22 protein-coding genes are annotated in these 22,616 nt (G+C 27.7%); 19 read left to right on the forward strand and 3 right to left on the reverse strand.

Annotated elements, in window-relative coordinates; translation table 11 throughout:
• The first annotated feature begins 8 nt into the window (after nt 1-8).
• From metK to ACN6I1_RS03780, 12 genes are all read left to right on the forward strand, one after another.
• Entirely contained in the window at nt 9-1,199 is a 1,191-nt protein-coding gene (metK, locus tag ACN6I1_RS03725; protein WP_419742760.1) for a methionine adenosyltransferase, read from the forward strand.
• Nucleotides 1,200-1,391: 192 nt separating this feature from the next.
• Nucleotides 1,392-3,137, forward strand: a complete 1,746-nt coding sequence (locus ACN6I1_RS03730) for a methyl-accepting chemotaxis protein (RefSeq protein ID WP_419742761.1) — start codon at nt 1,392-1,394, stop codon at nt 3,135-3,137.
• A gap of 263 nt (nt 3,138-3,400) precedes the next feature.
• Nucleotides 3,401-3,730, forward strand: a complete 330-nt coding sequence (locus tag ACN6I1_RS03735) for a PadR family transcriptional regulator (RefSeq protein WP_021430747.1) — start codon at nt 3,401-3,403, stop codon at nt 3,728-3,730.
• Nucleotides 3,731-3,733: 3 nt separating this feature from the next.
• Entirely contained in the window at nt 3,734-4,489 is a 756-nt protein-coding gene (locus ACN6I1_RS03740; RefSeq protein WP_419742762.1) for a permease prefix domain 1-containing protein, read from the forward strand.
• Nucleotides 4,490-4,629: 140 nt separating this feature from the next.
• Nucleotides 4,630-6,048 (forward strand): metallophosphoesterase, encoded by a 1,419-nt coding sequence (locus tag ACN6I1_RS03745; protein WP_419742763.1) that lies wholly within the window; start codon nt 4,630-4,632, stop codon nt 6,046-6,048.
• Nucleotides 6,049-6,079: 31 nt separating this feature from the next.
• Nucleotides 6,080-7,465 (forward strand): metallophosphoesterase, encoded by a 1,386-nt coding sequence (locus ACN6I1_RS03750; protein ID WP_419742764.1) that lies wholly within the window; start codon nt 6,080-6,082, stop codon nt 7,463-7,465.
• 193 nt (nt 7,466-7,658) lie between these two features.
• Nucleotides 7,659-7,916 carry an autorepressor SdpR family transcription factor gene (locus ACN6I1_RS03755; protein ID WP_021430750.1) on the forward strand — a complete coding sequence of 86 codons (258 nt, stop codon included), beginning with the start codon at nt 7,659-7,661 and terminating at the stop codon, nt 7,914-7,916.
• A gap of 18 nt (nt 7,917-7,934) precedes the next feature.
• Nucleotides 7,935-8,534: an SdpI family protein gene (locus ACN6I1_RS03760; RefSeq protein ID WP_419742765.1), complete on the forward strand. Its 600-nt coding sequence runs from the start codon at nt 7,935-7,937 to the stop codon at nt 8,532-8,534.
• Nucleotides 8,535-8,706: 172 nt separating this feature from the next.
• Nucleotides 8,707-10,722 carry a BglG family transcription antiterminator gene (locus tag ACN6I1_RS03765; protein ID WP_419742766.1) on the forward strand — a complete coding sequence of 672 codons (2,016 nt, stop codon included), beginning with the start codon at nt 8,707-8,709 and terminating at the stop codon, nt 10,720-10,722.
• Between the two features lie 17 nt (nt 10,723-10,739).
• Complete coding sequence (locus tag ACN6I1_RS03770) at nt 10,740-11,141, forward strand: PTS sugar transporter subunit IIA (protein ID WP_021430753.1); 402 nt, start codon at nt 10,740-10,742, stop codon at nt 11,139-11,141.
• A 1-nt stretch (nt 11,142) separates the two neighbouring features.
• Nucleotides 11,143-11,415, forward strand: a complete 273-nt coding sequence (locus tag ACN6I1_RS03775) for a PTS sugar transporter subunit IIB (RefSeq protein ID WP_021430754.1) — start codon at nt 11,143-11,145, stop codon at nt 11,413-11,415.
• A 27-nt stretch (nt 11,416-11,442) separates the two neighbouring features.
• Nucleotides 11,443-12,807, forward strand: coding sequence for a PTS ascorbate transporter subunit IIC (locus ACN6I1_RS03780; protein WP_025161494.1), 1,365 nt, complete (start codon nt 11,443-11,445; stop codon nt 12,805-12,807).
• A gap of 62 nt (nt 12,808-12,869) precedes the next feature.
• Here ACN6I1_RS03780 and ACN6I1_RS03785 read toward each other — a convergent pair whose 3' ends face one another.
• Together ACN6I1_RS03785 and ACN6I1_RS03790 are read right to left on the reverse strand one after the other, a co-directional pair.
• The gene (locus tag ACN6I1_RS03785; protein ID WP_419742767.1) at nt 12,870-13,616 is read right to left on the reverse strand and encodes an ABC transporter permease; all 747 of its coding nucleotides are present in this window, start codon (nt 13,614-13,616) and stop codon (nt 12,870-12,872) included.
• On the reverse strand, nt 13,616-14,272 hold the full coding sequence (locus tag ACN6I1_RS03790) for an ATP-binding cassette domain-containing protein (RefSeq protein WP_053831133.1): 657 nt from the start codon (nt 14,270-14,272) through the stop codon (nt 13,616-13,618). Before ACN6I1_RS03790 ends, ACN6I1_RS03785 begins: the two co-directional genes overlap by 1 nt.
• Before the next feature lie 124 nt (nt 14,273-14,396).
• Between ACN6I1_RS03790 and ACN6I1_RS03795 the strand changes: the two genes are divergently transcribed.
• Together ACN6I1_RS03795 and ACN6I1_RS03800 are read left to right on the forward strand one after the other, a co-directional pair.
• Entirely contained in the window at nt 14,397-14,702 is a 306-nt protein-coding gene (locus ACN6I1_RS03795; RefSeq protein ID WP_278548580.1) for a PadR family transcriptional regulator, read from the forward strand.
• 90 nt (nt 14,703-14,792) lie between these two features.
• Complete coding sequence (locus ACN6I1_RS03800) at nt 14,793-15,266, forward strand: hypothetical protein (RefSeq protein WP_419742768.1); 474 nt, start codon at nt 14,793-14,795, stop codon at nt 15,264-15,266.
• 105 nt (nt 15,267-15,371) lie between these two features.
• Here the strand turns inward: ACN6I1_RS03800 and ACN6I1_RS03805 are convergent, their stop codons facing one another.
• The gene (locus ACN6I1_RS03805) at nt 15,372-15,908 is read right to left on the reverse strand and encodes a GNAT family N-acetyltransferase (RefSeq protein WP_419742769.1); all 537 of its coding nucleotides are present in this window, start codon (nt 15,906-15,908) and stop codon (nt 15,372-15,374) included.
• A gap of 183 nt (nt 15,909-16,091) precedes the next feature.
• Here ACN6I1_RS03805 and ACN6I1_RS03810 point away from each other — a divergent pair, with 183 nt between their 5' ends.
• The 5 genes from ACN6I1_RS03810 to ACN6I1_RS03830 all read left to right on the forward strand — a co-directional run bounded on the left by ACN6I1_RS03810 (nt 16,092) and on the right by ACN6I1_RS03830 (nt 22,601).
• Nucleotides 16,092-16,739, forward strand: coding sequence for a response regulator transcription factor (locus tag ACN6I1_RS03810; RefSeq protein WP_419742770.1), 648 nt, complete (start codon nt 16,092-16,094; stop codon nt 16,737-16,739).
• On the forward strand, nt 16,732-18,105 hold the full coding sequence (locus ACN6I1_RS03815; protein ID WP_419742771.1) for a sensor histidine kinase: 1,374 nt from the start codon (nt 16,732-16,734) through the stop codon (nt 18,103-18,105). Before ACN6I1_RS03810 ends, ACN6I1_RS03815 begins: the two co-directional genes overlap by 8 nt.
• Nucleotides 18,106-18,245: 140 nt before the next feature.
• Nucleotides 18,246-19,127 carry a glycoside hydrolase family 73 protein gene (locus ACN6I1_RS03820; RefSeq protein ID WP_419742772.1) on the forward strand — a complete coding sequence of 294 codons (882 nt, stop codon included), beginning with the start codon at nt 18,246-18,248 and terminating at the stop codon, nt 19,125-19,127.
• Between the two features lie 63 nt (nt 19,128-19,190).
• Entirely contained in the window at nt 19,191-21,503 is a 2,313-nt protein-coding gene (locus tag ACN6I1_RS03825) for a glycoside hydrolase (protein WP_419742773.1), read from the forward strand.
• A 225-nt stretch (nt 21,504-21,728) separates the two neighbouring features.
• Nucleotides 21,729-22,601 carry an FUSC family protein gene (locus ACN6I1_RS03830; protein WP_419742774.1) on the forward strand — a complete coding sequence of 291 codons (873 nt, stop codon included), beginning with the start codon at nt 21,729-21,731 and terminating at the stop codon, nt 22,599-22,601.
• Nucleotides 22,602-22,616 lie beyond the last annotated feature (15 nt).

The raw sequence follows: 22,616 nt of genomic DNA on the forward strand, positions 1-22,616 counted from the left end.
ATAATTAAATGGCAAGACATTTATTTACATCAGAATCAGTTACGGAAGGACATCCAGATAAAATATGTGATCAAATATCAGATGCAATATTAGATGCACTTTTAACAAATGACCCACAAGCTAGGGTTGCTTGTGAAACAACAGTTACAACAGGATTAGTATTAGTTGCAGGAGAAATAAGCACTAACACTTACGTTGATATACCTAAATTAGTTAGAGAAACAGTTAAGGAAATAGGATACACTAGAGCAAAATTCGGATTTGACGGAGATACTTGTGCAGTTATAACTTCAATAGATGAGCAATCAGGAGATATAGCTATGGGAGTTGATGAAGCTTTAGAAAACAGAAGTGGAGAATTAACGGAAGATGAAATAGAAAAAATAGGAGCTGGAGACCAAGGTATAATGTTTGGTTTCGCATGTAATGAAACAGAGGAATTAATGCCTCTTCCAATATCTCTTGCTCATAAATTATCAAGAAGATTAACAGAAGTTAGAAAAAGTGGAGAATTAGAATATTTAAGACCTGATGGGAAAACTCAAGTTACTGTTGAATATGACGGAAATAAAGCAGTTAGAGTTCACACAGTTTTAATATCTACTCAACATAGTGAAGATGTAGATAATGAAACTATAAGAAGAGATTTAATAGAAAAAGTAATAAAGGTTGTTATACCAGAAGTTCTTTTAGATGAAGAAACTAAGATATATATAAATCCAACTGGAAGATTCGTTATAGGTGGACCTCAAGGAGATACAGGTCTTACTGGAAGAAAAATAATAATAGATACTTACGGTGGATATTCAAGACATGGAGGCGGAGCTTTCTCAGGAAAAGATCCTACAAAAGTTGATAGATCAGCAGCTTATGCTGCAAGATACGTTGCTAAAAATATAGTAGCAGCAGGACTTGCAGATAAGTGTGAAATAGAATTAGCTTATGCTATAGGTGTTGCTAGACCACTATCTGTATTTATAGATACATTTGGAACTGGAAAAGTTAGTGAAGAAGTACTTGTTGAATTAGTTAACAAGAACTTTGACTTAAGACCAGGAGCAATAATAAGAGATTTAGACTTAAGAAAGCCTATGTACAAAAATGTTGCAGCTTATGGGCATTTTGGTAGAACTGATTTAGATTTACCATGGGAAAGAACTAATAAAGCTGAAACTTTAAGAGAACAAGCAAATATATAGTTAGATAGTATAGATTGGGGATATAAATAAAAATAAGGCATTGCACTATGTGCGATGTCTTATTTTTGTTAAAGTTTTCCATTTTTTAACCGTATATAAGTAGATGGTATCAAATTAGCTATATTTTAGAAGTTATTATACTTCTTTTTAAGAAAAGCTATCATAATCAACAGAGGACAGGGAGGAAAATATATGAAATTAAAAAACTTAAAAATAGGACAAAAGTTAGGGTTAGCATTTGTTATTTTATTAGTGTTTACTGCATTATCAAATTTATTTTTAATAAGCAACTTAAAAAAATCTACAGATAGAAGCAATCAATTATTTGATGGTCCTTTTCAAGTAACCAATGAATCTATGAGTATTAGAAGGGATTTAGCATCTATAGATCAAATTACTATGAACTCTATTGCAGGAAATAAGTCTGAAGAACTTGAAGCTTTGGTACAAAAAGATTTTGAAAATATTGATAAAAGTATGGAAGTACTTAGAAAAAAAACTTTAGGTGATAAAAAATTAGTTGATGATCTTGGAACATCTTTAGAAACATTAAAAAGAGAAAATGGCAATCTATATTCACTTATACATCAAGGAAAAGCAAAAGAAGCAGAACACATTGCTGTAACATCTGGAAGTGTATATTATAATGCTTATGATACATGTATAAATACGGCAAAAGCTATATATGAAGATGAAAAAGCTCGTAGTGTAGAATTTAATAAAGAGATAAAAGAAAGATCATCAAAAGCTATTAAATCTTCTGTAGCAATAAGTGCAGTTGTTATCTTATCAGGTCTTGGCATATGCATATTTATAACAAAAAAATTACAAAATCCAATCAAAGAATTAGAATCTGCTGCAAATAAAATGGCAGGTGGAGATTTTGATATAGATATTGAGTATGATTCAAAAGATGAATTAGGTTCATTATCACACAGCATGCGTCAAATGAGTAGTAAAACAAAAGAGATTATAATGGATACTACACACGTATTAGAAGAAGTTGCATCTGGAAACTTTGATGTTGAAACTAGTACTGAATACGTAGGAGTGTTCAAAGTAATAGAAAGTTCTATTTTAAAAATAACTAAAGATCTAAGTGAAATAATGTTACAAATAAACTTAGCATCAGAAGAAGTTGAAGGAGCATCAAATCAAGTATCAAGTGGATCACAACTTTTAGCACAAGGTGCTACAGAACAAGCAAGTGCAGTGGAAGAATTATCTGCAACTATAGCAGAAATATCAGATAAAATTAAAGAAAATGCTGATAATGCAAAAAAAGCAAATTCATTAATGTTAAATTCAAGTAAGCAAGTAAAAGAAGGAAATGAGCAAATGACTCATATGATAAAAGCCATGGAAGAAATATCATTTACTTCTAATGAGATAGCTAGAATAATAAAAACAATAGATGACATAGCATTCCAAACTAATATATTAGCATTAAATGCAGCTGTAGAAGCAGCTCGTGCAGGAGAAGCTGGGAAAGGATTTGCTGTTGTTGCAGATGAAGTTAGAAACCTAGCTTCTAAATCAGCTGAGGCCGCAAAAAATACAGCTACACTTATTGAGAATTCAATAGAAGCGGTTGATAAAGGTAATGAAATAGTAGAAAATACAGCAGATTCATTCAAGAGAATAATAAATACAACAAATAGAACAACTGCAGTAGTTAATGATATAGCAAAAACATCTGAAGATGAAGCTAATGCAATAAATCAAGTTACACTAGGTGTAGACCAAATATCTGAAGTAGTTCAAACAAATTCAGCAACTTCAGAAGAAAGTGCAGCTGCTAGTGAAGAATTAAGTGGACAAGCACAAATGTTAAAATCACTTATAGAAAGATTTAAGTTAAAAAGTGTAAATGGTTCAAGTAAAAATATAAACTTTGAAGAAGAATTAGATAATTATTTTGGAGCTAAAAATGTTTAAATTTAGTTAGCTTTCTATGCCAGTTATGATATATAGTCTTCCTGCACTAAAGCCTAAAAGCGTGGCTTTAACGTTTTGTCAGACTATATATCATAACTTAGCTTGAAAAAGTTAAACTAAATTTTATTGAAGGTGTCGTGGGGGTGCGACACCTTTTATTTTTTTTGTTTTTGAAATTACACTTGCATTACGAGGTATTTTGATTTACTATATTTATGTAACTACATCGTATAGTGAGGTACTTAATGAACGGAGGTGATTTCATGGAATTAAATAAAGAAGTTTTAAAAGGTCATATAGATACATTAATTTTAGCTATTTTAGATGAAAAAGATTCTTATGGATATGAAATAGCTAAAATTGTTAGGGATAAAACTACATTTGAATTAAAAGATGGAACAATGTATGTTTCTCTTAAAAGATTAGAAACAAAAGGATTGATAAAATCTTACTGGGGAAATGAACAAGGGGCAGGCAGTAGAAGAAAGTATTATAACATAACTGATGAAGGAAGAACCGCTTTAGATATAAAAATACAAGAGTGGGATTTTGTCCAAAACATAATGAATCAATTTTTAAAGGGGAGAAAATAAGTTATGAAAATTATTGATGAATATTTAAAGTCATTATATAAAAATGATAAAAGTAAGGAAGTAAAAGAATTAAAAGAAGAATTAAGGGAGCATTTAATAACATCAACTAATGAATTTATTGATAATGGATATTCAGAAGAAGATGCACAAAGAGAAGCTATAAATCAATTTGATGGTGGAACTGAAATGCTAAAAGATTTGCATAAATCGCTTAAGGAAAGTAAAAAGGATAATGAAAAATTAAATAAAAGAATGATAAATATATTCAAAAATACAGCTATACTAGCTTTAATAGTATGCTTGTCGATGATGGTATTTATAGGAAATATTCGAGAAAAAATTAATTATATACATGATATGATGGGCGTTGAGGTAGATACAATAACAACTGAAAAAGACATACACAACCCAAAAACTTACGAAAATGAATTAAAAGAATTGCTTAATACTAAAGAATTTAAGCTTGTAAGAAATTTAAATATATATATAAATCCAGGTGAAAAAGTTGTATATAGATACAGTGATAAAGTAAATCAAAAGAATAAGCTTGTTACATTAGGTGGGAATGGAAAAATTCTTAACTCAAAAGGAGAAAGAGGTGGATTTGAGGTTTATATAGATTATACTCCAGTATTGATAGCTAATATGATTTTTGGATGTTCATTATGTATAGGAATAGCTTCAGCTATTATTTATATAGCACTACTTATAAGATTTAAGTTTGCATTTAGAAAAAAATTAATTTATAGAGAAGTTTAATATATAAAACTAATTGTAGGTGTCGAAGGGTTACGACACCTTTTTTGTTGAATTGTTAGAAAATTAAGTTAAAAGGTTATCAAGAAAATATGGTGAATAATTAATAATATTGGTAAAAAATGACAAATAAGGGGTGCGTTATGAATAAAAAAATATTTGGAGGATTATTAATAACAAGTATGTTATTAATATCTGGGTGTACATCTACTAAAACTACAGATGTAAATGTATTAGCGACTACAGATTTACATGGAGTACTTCCAAATGAATTAAATGAATATGTAGTAAATGAAAAAAAGAAAGATAAAAATATAACATTAGTAGATGCTGGTGATTTTTGTGATAGTGAATTCGGTGTATCTGGGGATATGGAAAAATTCTTTGAACAGACAGGGAAGGATAAGTTAGAGAATAATATACAATATAGGGATATGCCTTTAGCAAAAGAAATGAAAGATATTGGATATGACACTGTAACTCTTGGAAATCACGAGTTTTTAGGAAGTAAAAAAGAATTAGATAATATGATAACTAGCTTTGAAAAACAAGGGGTAAGTGTCTTATCAGCAAATACATATAAATCAAATGGAGAAAGTTATACAAAGCCTTATGTAATAAAAGAAGTAGAAACTCCAGAGGGAACTTTAAAATTAGGAATACTGGGACTTACTATAAAAGAAGTTGGAGAAAGTAAATACTGGGATGGAGAAAAGTTAGTAGAAAATAAATCTTTGGAACTTAAAGATCAAGCTGGTTTTAAGGGAGAACTGTATATGACAGACTTAGTGGAAGATGCTAAAAAATGGGTCAAAGTCATGAAGGAAAAGGATAAAGCTGATGTGATAGTAGCTGTTGCCCACACTGGGGAGAAACCTAAAAAACCAAGACACCCAGGGAATAGAATCCAAGATTTAGCCACTCAAGTTGATGGTATAGATGCAATTGTAGCAGGGCATAACCATGTTCAAATTAAACAAAATGATTATAAAAATAAATCAGGAGAGAATGTTATAGTAACAGAACCTGGAAAACATGGAGAGTGTATCTCAAAAATAAATTTAAAGCTAGAAAAAGATGGAGATAAATGGGAAGTTATTGATAAATCAAGTGATATAGTTCAATTTGAAAAAAGTAAAAAAGCTTTAAATGAGATGTGTAACAACATAGGTATATTTGGATCTTCTTTATTTCAGAATAAAGACAAATTAGGTGAAGAAATAAGTTTTGGTAAAACTGTTCCTTTTAAATGGAATAAACTATATGTTTTTAGTCCAAAAACACCAAGAGAAAAAATTTATAATACAGTTGGCTATAAGTTTTTAAATATTGCTGAAAGTAATAAACCACAGTTAGTATTTATGAATGGAAATGAAGTTGTCTTATACTTAAGCGGAGAAGATAAATGTGCACCATGGAGCTTTGATTTTAAAAAATCAGATTTTAATGATGGAGTTTTAACTATTAGATCTGATAAAAATGACTGCTTTAGAATGGAAGAAGGAGAAGAAAATACATATACGAATAGTCCTATGATCAAGTTTGTTTATACATCTAAGTAGAGTTAAGATAAAGAAAGGGTTTTGAGATTTTATGAATAAAAAATTATTATATATAACTATAGGAATAATTACAATTTTTATAGGGGGATGTACATCTACAAAAACGACAAATATAAGTGTATTAGCTACCACCGATTTGCATGGAATCTTACCGTATGAGTTAAGTGATTATGTTGCAAATGAAAAAAAGAAGGATAAGAATATTACTTTAGTTGATGCAGGAGATTTCTTTGACTTTGGATTTGGGGCATCTGATGATATGAATAAATATCTTAGTAAGATGAGAAAGAATAACTATTCTAAAAAATATATGGAAGTACCTATAGCAAAAGAAATGAAAGATATAGGGTATGATGCAGTAGTCCTTGGAAACCACGAGTTTGTATCTAACAATAAGTCTACTTTAGACAATATGATATCTAGCTTTGAAAAACAAAAAATAGATGTATTATCAGCAAATATATATAAGCAAAATGGAGATAGCTACACAAAACCATATGTTATAAAAGAGTTAAAGACTTCAGAAGGAACTGTTAAATTAGGAATTTTAGGACTTACTATAAAAGAAATTGGAGAAGATAATGAAGATTTAAAAGATATGCAAGGTTACAATCAAGAACTATATATGAACGATCTAGTAGAAGATGCTAAAAAGTGGGTTAATGTAATGAAAGAAAAAGATAAAGCTGATGTTATCGTGGCTGTTGCTCATACTGGAGAAAAGCCTAAAAAACCAAAGCATCCAGGCAATAGAATACAAGATTTAGCTACTCAAGTTGATGGTATAGATGCAATTGTGGCAGGGCATAATCATGTTCAAATTAAACAGCATGATTACAAAAATAAAGCTGGAGAAAATGTTATAGTTACAGAGCCTGGTAAGCATGGTGAACGCATATCCAAGATAAATTTCAATATAGAAAAAACTAAAGATGGATGGGATGTTGTTGATAAGTCCAGTGAAATAGTCCAGTTTGAAAAAAGTAAGAAAGAATTAGAAGATATGTGTAATAATCCAGGAAATTTACATATTAAAATTATGGATTTAAGTGAAGATACTAAAGAAGTTAATATAGGTGAATTAAAACCTTTTGAATGGGATAAGGCATATGCATTTAAGATAGGAACTCCAAAAGAAGAAATTTATAAAACTATTGGATATAAGTTCTTAAATATTGGGGAATCAGAAGTTGGAGAGTTTAATCAAGTTGCTTTTATGAAAGAAAACAAAGTAGTATGTTTCTTATATGGGAACAAAGAAATGACTGGATTTGGCATAAACTTTAATGATAATGATTTTAAAGGAAATGTTTTAGAAATTATCCCTGGGAAGAATGACAAGTTTTCAATTGATAGAAGTGAAAAAGAACCTTTATATGGACTTCCTATAGTTAACTTAAATTATGTAGGACAATAAGATACTTATAAAAAAGATATCGCATATTACTTAGTGTGATATCTTTTTCTACGTTTAAGAAAATTAACCTTAATAAAAGAAAGGTGATAGAATATGATATTCAGTAGATATTGAAATTTAAAAGTAACTAGAATATAATAAATATATAGATATTTAACTAATTAGCTAAATATATAAAGGAAGGAATACATTTATGGGAAAAGTATTTAAAGCTTTAAGTGATGAAACAAGAAGAGAAATTTTAAAACTTTTGAATAAACAGGATTTAAGTGCAGGGGAGATATCCAATCACTTTGATATGTCAAAACCATCTATATCCAAACATTTGGATATTTTAAGAGATGCAGAACTTATAAGTTCTGAAAAGAAGGGGCAGTTTGTAATTTATTCTATAAACACTTCTGTAATTCAAGAAGTCTTAGGGAATTTTTTAGATATATTTCAAAAATAATAAAGGGGGAATGTATATATGAAAAAGATTGATATTACAGGGATAGTGCTTTCTATAGCATCGTTATTAATTATAATTTGGGGGACAATAGCACCAGAAAATAATTTGAGTTTTACTGTTGTTGTAGCACTTGCTATTATTTCAATGATAATTTTAGATATCAAAGCATCAAAGGTATCAAATTTATCAGAAGGAAATCCTAAAATTAAGACTATGAGATTTTTGAATAGACTTAGCATGCTAGTTTTTATAGGATTTTGTTTATTGACTATTATGCCATCAACTAAGAATTTATTAAATTTAGAAAATAATGATATAGTTATAGTTACTTTGGTATCTATTCTAATTATGGTATTTGGAAATTCTGCACCTAAAATATCATTCAATAGATATTTAGGGTTAAGACTTCCTTGGACTATAAGAGATGAAGATACTTGGAAATTAGCTCATAAAATTTTAGGATATATTTCTTTTCCAATAGCAATTATTATGTTTATATCAGCATTTTTCTTTAAAATAGAAACATCTTCAACTATATGCATATTATTGTGGATAATAATCCCAGGAGCGTATTCATTTATATTTTACTATAAAAAAATGAAGGGGCTAAAAGTATAAAAAATACCTATCAAATTTGATAGGTATTTTTTATACTTTTGATTTAAATAAACTATTAATTTAGGTTAATATATTAAGATGAGTACAAAATTTTGCATAAAAAATGTGCGTATATTTTGTCTTTTGTGCAAAAACAAAAAGTTATATAATGAATTTAAGAAAGGAAGAACATATGAAACTTAATAAAAGACTAGAAGATATATTAGATATACTTATGAATCATGAATATGTAAAAATTGAAAAAATAGTTAAGTTATTAAATATTTCTAGAAGAACAGTTTATTACGATATTTCAAAAATTAATGATCATATAAAAAAATATAATTTAGAAATATCGAATGTAAGAAACTTAGGTTATCATATAAGCTCAGAAGATAAAGATAAGATAAGAAAGGTGCTTAAGTACTCTAAAGATGATTATATATTATCTTCAGAAGAAAGATGCATAAGTATAATAATCGATTTATTTTTATCTTTAGAAAAATTAACAATAGAAAGATATTGTAACAAGCTTTTAGTAAGCAGAAACACTGTTTTAAACGATATCAAAAATGTTAGAGAATATATAAGTAAATATAAATTAGAATTAGAAGCTAAAAATGGATATAAGTTAGTTGGAAGCAATAATTCTAAAAGATATCTATTTATAAATCTATACAATGAATACAATTATTTTTTCGATGAATACGGGTATATGCAAGTATTTGAAGATATAAAGTCTTTAATGAAAGAAGAAAACCTAAATATTTTAAAAAATACTAACGCAAATTATATACTTATGTATTTAGCAATTTTTTATAAAAACTATTATGTAAAAAATAAAGATACTATAACTTTTAAAAATGAAGATAAGAATTTCTTAGATAGTCTGGACTCTCACAAAGAGGTTAAAAGATTATTAAATATAATTAGAAAAGTCCTAAACAATGATATTGATGAAGATGAAGTATATTATATACAAACGTTTTTTACAAAAGATGAAGATATAAGAAACTATTTTTATCAAAACGAATTTAATAGTAAATATATTCTTCCTGTTAATATGATGGTAAAAGAGTTTGAAAAGATTTCTTGTATATCAATAGAAGATTATGATGTGTTATCTAAAAATATACTAAACCATCTTATACCTTCTATATTTAAAATAAGGTATGGAATTTACTACTTAAACTTAATAAAAAGTGAAGTAAAGCAAAAGTATAAATCAATATATCAATTTACAAAACAAGTTGTAAAAACTATTGAGAACAACTTAGATATATATTTAAATGATGATGAGATAGCATATATAGCTATGTACTTTGGAGGATATAGTTCAAAAATGGGAGTTGAAATTAAAATCCCTAAAATTGTTATAGTATGTAATTCAGGTATGGCAACTTCACAACTTCTTAAAAATCAGATAGAGCAGTTATTTGACTTGATAGAAATTCAAGATATATTGTCTCTGAAAAATTTTGAAAATTATGAAAAGTACTATGATTTTGCTATAACTACTGTAGACTTAAACCAAAAACAAGCTATAAAGGTAAATCCTATACTTACAGATTTAGATAAGCAAAATTTACTATCTCAAATATCAAATACACAATCTGTATTTAATTTTGAACAAGAATTTATAAATAAAATTATCAATGGAGTAGAAAAATACGCAACTATTTCAAATAAGGAAAAGCTAAGAGAAGAAATTAAAAATATTGTAATTTCATCTAGAGAAAAAGGAAAAAGCTATAAAGCAACATTAAGAGAACTTCTAAATGAGGACACTATTTATTTAAACCAAGAAGCAACAAATTGGGAAGACGCAATAAGAGTTAGTGCGAATCCACTAAAGGATTTAGGATATGTTAAAGATTCTTATATACAGGCTATGATAGAAAATGTAAGAAAATTAGGCCCATATATAGTTATAGCTCCAAAGGTTGCGATGCCACATGCAAGACCAGAAGATGGAGTAAATAAAGTTAGTATGACTCTTACAACATTTAAAGAAGAAATTTATTTTTCTGGGAAAGAGCAACATAAAGTTAAGATTCTTATAAGTCTAGCTCCAAAAGATAATCAAACACATATAAAAGCACTTGCTTGTCTGACTAAAATGCTTAGTAAAAAAGAAAATATAGATAAAATTTTAAATAGTAAAGATAAAGATGAAGTTTTAGAAGTTATAAATAAATACTCAAGATAAGCAAGGGGGGGTAAGAGATGATAGTTAAAGTTTTAGACAATGTAAATGACTATAAAGAAGCTATCAAAATTACTTGTGATATTTTACAAAAAAGGGATTCAATAAATGATTCTTATTATGAAGCAATATTAAACAAAATTGATGAATTTGGATCATATTTTTGCATAGCACCTAAAATTGCAATGCCGCATGCAAGACCAGAAGATGGAGCATTAAAAACAGATTTATGTTTGTTGAAGTTAAATAAGCCAGTAGATTTCTTAGGTAAAGAAGTTAGTTTATTTTTCACTTTAAGTGCAGTTGATAGTAGCTCACATCTAGAAATTATGCAAAAGGTTGCTAAAGTATGTATGGATCAAAATAAATTAAATACAATATTAAATTTAAATAATGAAAAAGAGATAATGGAGGTAATGTAGTATGAATAGAATAATGGCAGTTTGTGGATCAGGATTAGGATCAAGTTTTATGGTAGAGATGAATGTTAATGAAGTATTAAGTGAATTAGGATTAAGTGGATATGAAGTTTCTCATAGTTCTTTAGCAGATGCAACAGCTGATCAAGCAGATATATTTATAACAGCAAGAGACTTAGAAGATAGTGCATCTCACTTACCAAACTTAATAGTTTTAGATGCGTTATTTGACAAAGATGAATTAAAAGCTAAATTACAAGAAAAATTAGGTTGCTAGAACCTAAATAAAGAGGGGGCATCATAGATGAGTGGTTTTTTAAAAGTAACTATCGACTTTTTATCTGAGCCATCAGTGCTTGTAGGATTTATAGTTTTAGTAGGGCTTTTATTACAAAAGAAGCCTATTGAAGATATAATAAAAGGAACTTTAAAGGCTATGGTTGGATTTGTTGTAATAGCAGCTTCAGCAGGTATAATAGCAGGTTCATTAGAACCATTTGGTAAAATGTTTGAGTATGGATTTAATGTAAGTGGAGTTATACCTAATAATGAGGCAGTAGTTGCACTTGCTATGGATAAATTCGGTACAGCTACAGCTCTTATAATGACATTTGGTATGATAGTAAATATTCTTATAGCTAGATTTACGAAATTTAAATATATATTTTTAACAGGACATCATACATTATTTATGGCTTGTATGATAGCTGTTATATTAATATCAGGTGGAATGAGTGGAGCTCACTTAATATTTACGGGTTCACTTGCACTAGGACTTTTAATGGTAATTTCTCCTGCTATATGTCAACCTTTCATGAAAAAGATAACTAAAAATGACTCAGTAGCACTTGGTCACTTTTCATCAGTTGGATATGCGATATCTGCATCAATAGGAAAGGCTGTTGGAAAAAATTCAAAATCAACAGAGGAAATGAAAGTTCCTAAGTCTCTAAGTTTCTTAAGAGATTCAGCAGTTTCTATATCAATAACTATGTTAATTCTATATATAGTAGTTGCACTTGTTGCAGGACCTAAGTTTATTGAATCAGAGTTATCAGGTGGTAAAAACTTTATAGTATTTTCAATGATACAAGCATTAACTTTCGCAGCAGGATTTATATTAATCCAAAATGGAGTTAGATTAGTTTTAAATGAAATAGTGCCTGCGTTTAAAGGAATAGCTAGCAAACTAGTGCCTAATTCAAAACCAGCACTTGATTGCCCTATAGTTTTCCCTTATGCACCAAATGCAGTATTAATAGGATTTTTAAGTTCATTCATCGGAGGTATAGTTTCGATGTTAGCTCTTGCAGCAGCAGGACTTGTAATAATAATACCAGGGGTTGTTCCTCATTTCTTCACAGGAGCTACAGCAGGGGTATTTGGAAACTCAACAGGTGGTAGAAAAGGAGCTGTAATTGGAGCTTTTGTAAATGGAGTAATAATATCACTATTACCAGTAGCATTACTTCCTGTACTTGGTAGTTTAGGAGTTGCAAACTCTACTTTCTCAGATGGAGATTTTGGAGTAGCTGGAATATTCTTAGGTAAGGTACAAGCTTTAGTTGGAGGATATGGACTTACAGCAGTTCTTTTAGGAATACTTGCGATACTAGTTATTTTAACAGTTAGTTCTAATAAAAATAAATCATCAAAAATAGAAAATTAATTAAAAAGCCTACTAAAAGAAAGTTTCTTTTAGTAGGCTTTTTTTAAAAATAAAAATTATATCTAAATTTGTACTTGTTTTCTTTCATTGAAAAAGCTTTTATATGCAATATATGTAGCCATCATACTAGAAATTGATGTTGAAGCTAAAATCATAAATGTAACCATTATTTGAAATTTTATAGCTATAAGTGGAGATGTACCACCTAAAATTAGTCCGGTCATCATTCCCGGAAGCGAAACTATTCCTAATGTTTTAGCAGAATCTATAGATGGAAGCATTGAAGTTTTAACACTATCTCTTATTATTTCTTTTGAAGCTGAATAGATATCACTTCCTAAAGAAAGTTTTACTTCCACTTCATTAAGTCTAGTTTTAAAACTATTACTAAGATTTCTATAACTAAGCCCTATAGCAACCATAGAGTTACTAATAACCATTCCTGCAACTGGAATTATTTGATTGGGCACAAACTTAATAGCGCCTGATAAAACTAGTATTGTTAATGTTATAGAGCTTCCAACGATTAAAGATATGAATGATACAAAGACTACATTCTTTATTTCCTTACCTCTTTTTTTAGTATTTAAAGCAGCTATAAACGTCATTATAAGTAATATAATAATTGTAAATGCAGAGTTTTTTAAATTAAAAACATATTCTAATATGTAACCTACTAATATAAGTTGAATTATAGCTCTTATCATACTTATAATAATTTCTTTTTCAAGTTTTAAATCTTCTTTATATGAAATAAATATAGGAATTGCAATAAGAGCAGATGCTATAATAAGTGATATTGTATTCATTATCTTAAGTCCTCCTCAGCACAAATTTGGCCTTGATCCATTTGAATTCTTTTATTAAATATAGACTCGCTTTGTTCTAAACTGTGAGTAACCCAAATAACAGTAATTCCATTATCGTTCATTTCTTTTATTAAAGATTCAACTATTTTAGCGTTCTCTTTATCTAATGCAGATGTAACTTCATCCAATAATAATATATCAGGTGTAAACATTAGGTTTCTTATAAGTGCAACTCTTTGCTTTTCTCCACCAGATAAAGCATTTATATCTTTATGTAGATATTCTGAATCTAAATTTAATTTCTTCATAAATTGAAGAATTTTTTGCTCATCAATTTCTTTTTTTCTTATAATAAACGGATATGAAAGATTATCAAATACTGATTTGCCAAATAGATAAGGAATTTGAACACAGTAGCTAATTTTTTTTCTAAGTTCTATGGGATCATAATCTAGATAATTTTTTTCTTCAAAAAATATTTCCCCATTTGTAGGACTTATTAAGTCTGAACAGATTTTAAGAAGTGTACTTTTACCACTTCCTGAAGCGCCTATTATAGACACACAATCGCCTTTTTCTATATTTAAATTTACACAATCTAGTATCTGTGTATTATCTGAAATATATGTTATGTCTTTTAGTCTGAGTATACTCAACTCAACACCTCCTTAAGTAGTTGCATTTTATATAATTAAAATGATAATATATATTATAATATCTAAAATCGATATCGAAATACGATATTAAGCCGATATGATTATATAACATATGGAGGTAATAATGCAAGAACAAATACTAAGAAAAATATTTTTAGGATTTATACATATTCACATACTTTATCATGCAAAAAAGGAACCTTTTTATGGCTCATGGATGATAGAAGAACTAAAAACGCATGGATATGATATAAGTCCAGGAACACTGTATCCTATACTTAAGGCAATGGAACAATCAAACTTATTAGATAAAGAAGAAATAGTAGTAGGTGGTAAAATTAGAAAATACTATAAGATTACGACTGATGGAGAACTTGTACTAAAAGAGTCTAAGATAAAAGCTAAAGAACTTTTTAAAGAACTTGAATAATTTAATATAAATTTTATTGTAACTATAGAGTAGATTATATACTATTTAAAATATATATAATATATATTAAGTTAAGGGGGATGTTGGGGAATGAACAATGAAAATAAATATAGCATAGATAATATATCAAAAAACTTAACTGAGAATTATGGGGCAGAAGAAATTACACTAGAGGATTTTTTTAATATGGATGAAAACAATGAAGAATATAGTTTTGAAGATATTTCAAAAATTTACAAAATAAATAATGAGGGTGTTATTGAAAAACTATTAAGTGAAGAAGAAAAAGCACAAATAGAATTGACTATAGAACATCTAAATAATATAGATAATGATGATTCTTCCTATTTAGATAAAATAAGTACTGGACAGTTAATTATAATAGTTCTTGAGAGTAAAGATAAAGTTAATTTATCAGGATTTATAATGGAGGGAAATGGTCAAGTTTTATTTGACTATTTAACAAGCTTAATTGGAAATGATGTAAAAAAAGAATTTAATAAATTAGATGAAATTATTGAGGAATTAAAAGAATTTAAGCCATATGGAAAATACTTCAAATAGTGTAAAGATAAAAAGATAGTTGTAGTTATTGAAGAAATACTTAAAGACTGAACTTAAAGTCTTTGTATGAATGAAATAACTATAACTATCTTTTAAGTACGCACTCTAGTCTATGTACAATCCCATAGCTATAGTATTGTAATAAACACCATTTACACATATATCTTTCTTCAATAGTCCTTCTTTTTCAAATCCAAACTTTTCGTAAAGTTTTACGCCTCTAATATTATCTTCTCTAACTAAAAGGTTGATTTTCTTTGTTATTTTATTAGATTTGGCCCAGTCGATAAGATAATACATAATCTCACTTCCAAGACCTATACCCCAATATTTTTTTCTAAGGCTTATTCCTAAGGTTCCGTTGTGCTTCACTCTTTCCTTTTGAACAGAAGTAATAGAAGCTATTCCAACGATTTCATTTTCTATAATAATTAGTACATTCTTAGAATTATCCATACTATTTATTCTTTCGATATAATCTTGCTCTGCCTCTACGCTCATTGAAAATTCATTTTTACCAAAGGTTATAAAATCACTTTCACCACCTATTATATTTAGGTAGTCTATCATTGCTTGGGCATCTTCTTTTATTGGTGATCTTAAAATTGCAGTTTTACCATTTTTAAATTTAATTTCTTTCATATAAAACCTCCTTTTAATTCAAAGATTAATAAACCTTATTTAAATAAATATGATTCTTTGTAAAACTTATGAATCCTTTTTTATGATTAAAGAAATTATATAATAGTTTTGTAACATTAGTGTAAAAATTGGATGATAATATATAATATATTTATAAACTTAAATACGAATGGACGTGAAAAGATGAATATATTAGTTGCGGATGATGAATTAAGTATGCTAAAAATTATAGAAGCTTATTTAAGAAAAGAAGGGTTTAATGTTTTTACTGCTAGTAATGGAGAAGAAGCTTTAGATGTATTCTATAAAAATAAAATTGATTTAGCTATACTGGATTGGATGATGCCTAAAATAGATGGAATAGAAGTTTGCAAGGAGATAAAAGAAAGCAGTAACATCAAGGTGATGATGTTAACAGCAAAAAGTCAGAGTGATGATGAGGTAGATGCTCTCAATTTTGGAGCTGATGACTATGTCAGAAAGCCATTTGATCCTAGAATTTTGATAATAAGGGCCAAAAAACTTATGGGGTACAGTGATATAGTTACAATTAAAAATTTAAAAATAGATTTTAAATTTACAAAAGCATTTAAAGATAATGAGGATATAGGTCTTACAAAAACAGAGTTTGAGTTATTAAAGTGCTTTATAAACAATAAAGGGGTCATACTTTCAAGAGAAAAATTACTTGATTTGGTTTGGGGCATGGATTACTTTGGCGATTTTAGAACAGTAGACACTCATATAAGAAGATTAAGAACAAAAATAGGGGAGAACTTTATAGTTACACATAGAGGATTAGGATATAGCTTGGAGGAACATAATGACTAAACTTAATAAAAAGCTAGCTATTAGTATATCTTTAGTTGTAGTGATTGTATCTATAATATCACTAACTATAAATAATATTTTTATTCATAAGTATTATTTACATGAAAAAAAGAAAATTATAAATACTGTCGGAGATGAAATTGAAAAATTAGGATCAGATACTATTATTAAAGATATAGATAATATAGAGGATAAATATGGAATAAATATAATCTATACTAATTTAGATACGGGAAATGGAATAAACGAAGGTGATATAACTGAAGGATTGATAAAAGAGTTTGAAAAGAAAGATATAAAACTTAAGAAATTTTGGATTTCTCATTACTTAATTGATGATATGAAGGAAAAGAGTGTTAATAAAATATATAATCAGGGAAATCTAAAATACAGTTTATTAGTAAAGTTTATATTGAAAGACAATTATATATTTGCAATATCAATGCCTATAGAACACTCTCAAGAAACTATTTCTATAATAAATAAATTTAATTTAATACTTAATAGTTTTTCGGTGTTAATAATAATATTATTGACGTTTATTTTATCTAAAAAGATAATTGATCCACTTGAAAAAATAAAGCTATTATCTAAAGATATAGCAAAGTTAAATTTTAGAACAGAAAAAATAAAAACAAATGATGAAATAGAAGAATTAGCGGATAGTGTTAATCAAATGAGCGTAAGTTTACAAAAAGCACAAAATGAATTAAATAAAAGAAATGAAAATTTAAAAATATTCATAGGTGGAGCATCGCATGAGCTAAAGACACCTATAGCACTTATAAAAGCTTATGCTATGGGAATTCAAGATGGAATAGATGATGGAACTTATTTAGATACAATAATAGAAGAAAGTGAAAAGATGAATGATATAATAAACAACTTAATTTATCTTTCAAAATATGAAAAAAGAGAAGTCAAAATAAATTCATTTGACTTGAAAGAAATATTATTGTCAATTATAGATGAATATAAATTGATTATAAATGAAAACAATGTAGAGGTTAATTTAAATATAGATGAAAATGAATTCATGATTGAGGGGGATATAGAAGGAATAAAAATTGTTCTAAGAAATTTAATAAGTAATTCTATAAAATATACTCTTGATAATAAGATATACATATCTTTAATAAGAAAAGAAAAAGTATATATATCTGTATCTAATAAGGCTAATGGAATAATAGAATCTGAATTAGATAATATATGGAAGCCATTTTACGTATTAGAAAAATCAAGAAATAGACAATTATCTGGAACAGGATTAGGACTTAGCTTGGTAAAGGAAATTTTAGATGCACAAAAACTAACATACGGAACAAAATTAAAAAATGATTATATAGAATTTTTTATAGAGTTCTAAATAAAAAGGAACATTAAGGAGGCTAAAATTTACATAGCCTCCTTTTTTTATACTTAAATAAATTTTTTTGTTTTGTAACATTCATGAAACAAACTTTTTCTATAATAATCACATAACAAATACATAAGGAGTGTGACATTATGAAAAATAAAGGTTTTTTGGCCATAATAGTTGTTTTAACAGGGTTAATTTATATAATGATAAGTTTTTATTCTTTAAAAGATATAAATAAAGAAGATATAGATGTTTCGAAATTTATAAATGTAGTAGATGAAGTTAGTGAAAATAAAGGGCAAATCAACTGGAAGTATGTGGCGGCTATAATTGGAGTTATGGAAAAAAATGATTTAAATAATGTTAAAGAAGTAGAAATAAAAAAAGTATCTAAATTATTTCTAAATGATAATAATGAAGCAAAAGTTTTAAATAGTGTTGATGAGGTTACAAGCAAACTTAAATTTAATAAGATTGAAAAAAGTCTGACACATAGCTATATAAATCAACTTAGTGATTTTGGAGTAATGCCACAAAGGTTGAGTAAAAATAGTGATTACACAAAATTTATAAATTCAATAAAAGATGATGCAATACAAAACTATGAAAGATACAAAGTTTTACCATCTATAACTATAGCACAAGCAATATTAGAATCAGGATGGGGTCAGTCAAGATTAGCTAAGGATTATAATAACTTATTTGGAATCAAAGCAGACGTAAATTGGAAAGGGGAGTATGTAACCTTAGAAACTAGAGAATTCAAAAGCAGCACTGTAAATGGAAAGTTTAGAAAATATAAAGATGCAGGACAATCAATTGATGACCATGCAAAGTTTTTATATGAAAATAAGAGATACCAAAACAACGGTGTATTTAGTGCTAAGACATATATATATCAGGCAAAAGCTTTACAAAATGCAGGTTATAGCACAGATACAAATGAAAAAGGCCAAAAGGTTTATGCAAACAGATTAATTGAAATAATAAAGCAATATAATTTACAGCTTATAGATAATGAAGTTTAGAGTAAATAAAACTGTAACATACGTGTAACAAAAATAAACTAAAATGACTTTGAGGTGATAAAGATGAATAAAAAAATATCGTTATTGTTAAGCTTTGTACTTATAGGAACAAGCTTAGCAGGGTGTAGTAACGGGCTTACTAAAAGTGATGAAGATATATCAGCTAAGGTAGAAAAAGTTAATAATTTAGATTTCAAATATGACGTTAATCCTAAAAACTTTCAAGTATCTGTAGATGTTGATGGGAAAAAGGAAATTATATCCGAACCTATGAAGGATAGATCTGTTACTAATTTAAAAAAGAAAGACAATGAAATTTCATGGACATACCCAGATGAACATATTAATGTAGACATAAAAAAGAAAGATAACTACTTAGATGTAGATATCAAATCGACATCTAAAGAAGCTAACACTTTTACTTGGCCAAGCGTTAGTGGTGAAAGTTATGTACTTCCTATAAATGAAGGGAAGTTTATACCAAGCAATGATAAATACTGGAAAGAGTATTTAAATGAGCAAATATTTAATACTATAGAGAGTTTTTCTATGCAATTTTTCTCAGTAAATAAAAGTAACTTTGCAGCCACTTATATAATGAAAAATAAATATAATGATGAAATAAAATTTGATACAAAAAATAATATAAAGTTTGATTTTACTCATGAATATCCAAGTATAAACAAAAATAAAGATTATGGATTTAGGGTATATATAACAGATAAAAATGTAAATGATGTAGCTAAAAATTACAAGAATTTTGTAATTGAAAACGGAGAATTTAAAACATTAGCACAAAAAGCAAAGGAAAACAAAAACATAGAAAAGTTATATGGAGCACCACAGATTTACTTCTGGGATAAATCTATAATTACTGTTGATGATATTAAGTGGAATTTATTAATACAAAACATGGATGAAGAATTCATAAACTGGATGAAAGAGCTTCTAAATACAAAAGTAGAAGATGGAAAAGAAGTGTCAAATGTTTTAGATGCTGTAAAAAATCAAGACTATGTAGATAAGTACCAAAAACAAACTATAGTAAGAGGATTTAATTCAGTTATGATGTTAAAAGAATTTTATAATCCTAATGTATTTAAAGATTTAAATAAAGAAACTCAAGATGTTGTAAAAAAAGGCATAAATAATTTAAATAGAAATGAATTAATTTCATTAAACAAAGAGTTATTAAAATCAAAGCTTAAAGATTCAACAACGCCAACAACTTATTGGGCAAGAAACAATACAATAGATGTATTAGATGATATGAAAAAATCAGGATTAGATAATGCTTGGATAGGATTTGATGATTTAGAGGCAGGATATGTTTCTCCAGAGTTTGTAAAAAAAGCTAATGACTATGGATATTTAGTTGGACCTTATGATTCATATCATTCAATTCATAAGCCAGGTGAGGAAAAATGGAGCACAGCTAAGTTTGATGATAAATCACTATATGATAATGCAACAGTAGAAGATAAAGATGGAAAAAAATTAGAAGGGTTCCAAGGAACAGGTAGAAAACTAAATCCTACATTAGCTATGCCTAGTGTAAAATCAAGAGTAAATAAGATACTTAATGAAGGATATAAATTTAACTCATGGTTTATAGATTGTGATGCAACTGGAGAAATATATGATGATTATTCTAAAAATCACATTACAACACAAGAGCAAGATTTAAATTCAAGATTAAAAAGAATGAGTTATATAAGCGATGATAAAAATATGGTTGTAGGATCAGAAGGTGGAAATGATTTTGCGAGTACGACTATAGCATTTGCACATGGGCTTGAAACACCTGCTTTTTCATGGGTAGATCCAGACATGAATAAAAATAAAGATAGTGAGTATTATGTAGGTAAATATTATTCACCTACAGGAGGAGTTCCAGAAGTATTTGCAAAACAAGTTCCCGTTAAAGATTTATACAAAAAAATATTTATAGATCCAGCATATTCACTTCCTCTATTTAGACTAGTTTATAATGATTCAGTTGTAACTTCTGATCATTGGCTATGGGGTACTTTCAAAATACAAGGTGAAGTTGAAAATAGAATGATGAAAGAAGTCTTATATAATACAGCGCCTATGTACCATATAGATAAAAGTGAATGGGAAAAACATAAAAAAGAGATTCTAAACCATGATAAAGTTTGGTCAGAATTTGATAAAAAAGCTATAAATAAACCTATGACTGACTTCGAATTTTTAAGTAGTGACAGATTAGTACAAACTACTTGCTATGGAGATGATTTGAGAGTTGTAGCAAACTTCTCTAATAAAGATTTTAAATACAAAAACGACACTGTAAAGTCAAATTCTATTATTATATATGATAAGGGAGAAAAAACTGTTTATAGTCCTCAATAAATTTTTAAATAGTTAAAGTAGAGTATCTAAATAAGATACTCTATTTTAATGTGCTATAATTGTATAGTATAACTATTAACTGATTATATTAAAAAAAGTGGGGTAAAAATAAATTACAAAATAAATACTTTTAAGTATACCAAAATGTTAAATAATAAATTATACTATATTAATGACAAAATAAATAGTAAAGACTAATCGTAGATATACTAGGAGGTAAATATAGTGAAGCTACAGAAAATGGGCATGAGAACCATAAAAACAGGAATAGCTGTAATGCTATGTATCTTATTGGGGCAATTTCTTGTTCAAAAAATTTTTTACTGCGCAATAGCATGTGTGATTTCTGTTCAAGATACAGTTAAAGGATCTATGAAAGCGGGTCTAAACAGAGTAAAAGGAACAATTGTAGGAGGTATAATAGGATTTTTATTTGCACTTATACAGCCAGGAGAACCTATTTTATGTGGAATAGGTATAATGCTAACTATCTATGCGTGTAATTTATTAAAAGTAAACTCTGTAGTAGTATCATGTGTAACATTTTTAGCAATACACTTAGGTGTTGGAACATACAATCCAGCATACTACTCTATACATAGGGTTATAGATACATCAGTGGGTGTAGTTATAGGAGTAGTTACAAACTACTTAATAGCACGACCTAATTACTTAGACAAGACTATAAATGAATTTAAAAATATAGAAAAATCAGCTATACAACTTATAGAGTCAAAAATTGTAAATGAAGAAAGCTTAGATATAAATATATTCAAAAAGAACATACAACAATTAGATAAAATATATTCAAAATTAACTGATGAGTTAGATTATGGTGGTAAATACGAAGCAGATATAGAAAACTTAGAAAAATCTATAAGCATATGTAGGGAAATTTATTTCCATATGCAGTCTATAGAGTTATTGGAAAATAAGTTGTATTTAAATAAAGAAAACTTTAATGCAATAAAAGAATTATACAACACAGAGGAAATTTGTTTTGATGTTGAAGAAAATAAGAGTCCTGTATTTAATTACCATTTAAGTAAGATAATAGAAGAAATAAAAACTCTAAAAGAGTTTAATGAATCTATTTAATAAATGTCCTGGGTT

The sequence above is a fragment of the Paraclostridium dentum genome (assembly GCF_048568265.1).
GTDB classification, from domain to species: Bacteria; Bacillota; Clostridia; order Peptostreptococcales; family Peptostreptococcaceae; genus Paraclostridium; species Paraclostridium dentum.

What these genes read in the sequence shown, in the direction of transcription:
- metK (WP_419742760.1), top strand. Translation starts at nt 9, where the DNA reads ATGGCAAGACATTTATTTACATCAGAATCAGTTACGGAAGGACATCCA.
- ACN6I1_RS03730 (WP_419742761.1), top strand. Translation starts at nt 1,392, where the DNA reads ATGAAATTAAAAAACTTAAAAATAGGACAAAAGTTAGGGTTAGCATTT.
- ACN6I1_RS03735 (WP_021430747.1), top strand. Translation starts at nt 3,401, where the DNA reads ATGGAATTAAATAAAGAAGTTTTAAAAGGTCATATAGATACATTAATT.
- ACN6I1_RS03740 (WP_419742762.1), top strand. Translation starts at nt 3,734, where the DNA reads ATGAAAATTATTGATGAATATTTAAAGTCATTATATAAAAATGATAAA.
- ACN6I1_RS03745 (WP_419742763.1), top strand. Translation starts at nt 4,630, where the DNA reads ATGAATAAAAAAATATTTGGAGGATTATTAATAACAAGTATGTTATTA.
- ACN6I1_RS03750 (WP_419742764.1), top strand. Translation starts at nt 6,080, where the DNA reads ATGAATAAAAAATTATTATATATAACTATAGGAATAATTACAATTTTT.
- ACN6I1_RS03755 (WP_021430750.1), top strand. Translation starts at nt 7,659, where the DNA reads ATGGGAAAAGTATTTAAAGCTTTAAGTGATGAAACAAGAAGAGAAATT.
- ACN6I1_RS03760 (WP_419742765.1), top strand. Translation starts at nt 7,935, where the DNA reads ATGAAAAAGATTGATATTACAGGGATAGTGCTTTCTATAGCATCGTTA.
- ACN6I1_RS03765 (WP_419742766.1), top strand. Translation starts at nt 8,707, where the DNA reads ATGAAACTTAATAAAAGACTAGAAGATATATTAGATATACTTATGAAT.
- ACN6I1_RS03770 (WP_021430753.1), top strand. Translation starts at nt 10,740, where the DNA reads ATGATAGTTAAAGTTTTAGACAATGTAAATGACTATAAAGAAGCTATC.
- ACN6I1_RS03775 (WP_021430754.1), top strand. Translation starts at nt 11,143, where the DNA reads ATGAATAGAATAATGGCAGTTTGTGGATCAGGATTAGGATCAAGTTTT.
- ACN6I1_RS03780 (WP_025161494.1), top strand. Translation starts at nt 11,443, where the DNA reads ATGAGTGGTTTTTTAAAAGTAACTATCGACTTTTTATCTGAGCCATCA.
- ACN6I1_RS03785 (WP_419742767.1), bottom strand. Translation starts at nt 13,616, where the DNA reads ATGAATACAATATCACTTATTATAGCATCTGCTCTTATTGCAATTCCT.
- ACN6I1_RS03795 (WP_278548580.1), top strand. Translation starts at nt 14,397, where the DNA reads ATGCAAGAACAAATACTAAGAAAAATATTTTTAGGATTTATACATATT.
- ACN6I1_RS03800 (WP_419742768.1), top strand. Translation starts at nt 14,793, where the DNA reads ATGAACAATGAAAATAAATATAGCATAGATAATATATCAAAAAACTTA.
- ACN6I1_RS03805 (WP_419742769.1), bottom strand. Translation starts at nt 15,908, where the DNA reads ATGAAAGAAATTAAATTTAAAAATGGTAAAACTGCAATTTTAAGATCA.
- ACN6I1_RS03810 (WP_419742770.1), top strand. Translation starts at nt 16,092, where the DNA reads ATGAATATATTAGTTGCGGATGATGAATTAAGTATGCTAAAAATTATA.
- ACN6I1_RS03815 (WP_419742771.1), top strand. Translation starts at nt 16,732, where the DNA reads ATGACTAAACTTAATAAAAAGCTAGCTATTAGTATATCTTTAGTTGTA.
- ACN6I1_RS03820 (WP_419742772.1), top strand. Translation starts at nt 18,246, where the DNA reads ATGAAAAATAAAGGTTTTTTGGCCATAATAGTTGTTTTAACAGGGTTA.
- ACN6I1_RS03825 (WP_419742773.1), top strand. Translation starts at nt 19,191, where the DNA reads ATGAATAAAAAAATATCGTTATTGTTAAGCTTTGTACTTATAGGAACA.